Genomic DNA, 315 nt, shown 5'->3' with positions numbered 1-315 from the left:
AAAGGCAATTAGAAAAGGAAATTAAAATGAACATTGCCTATCGATGGTTCTTAGGTTTAAAATTTCAGGATCCGGTTCCCCATCACTCTACGATTAGTTGGAATCGTCAACACCGTTTTAAGGATACTGATATCTTTCAAGATATTTTTGATGAAATCGTTCTTCAGGCAATGAATCACAAAATGGTTGGCGGTCGTGTTTTATTTACTGATTCAACTCATTTAAAGGCAAATGCCAATAAACATAAGTTTACAAAGGAAGAGGTAGAAGTAGAGACTCGCGAATATTTTGAGGAACTTAATAATGCTATAGAAG

Annotated in this window: 1 protein-coding gene; it reads left to right on the top strand. The window is 34.6% G+C overall.

Going from position 1 to position 315, the window contains the following annotated elements; genetic code table 11:
- Positions 1-315 (top strand): transposase (locus M3234_RS29040; RefSeq protein WP_262307956.1); only part of this gene is annotated, 315 nt, incomplete at both ends.

This window comes from Neobacillus niacini, from assembly GCF_023715785.1.
In the GTDB taxonomy this organism is placed as follows: Bacteria; Bacillota; Bacilli; order Bacillales; family Cytobacillaceae; genus Neobacillus; species Neobacillus niacini_E.
Note: the sequence above shows the minus strand (reverse complement) of the source record. Positions and strands in the feature narration are given on the sequence as shown.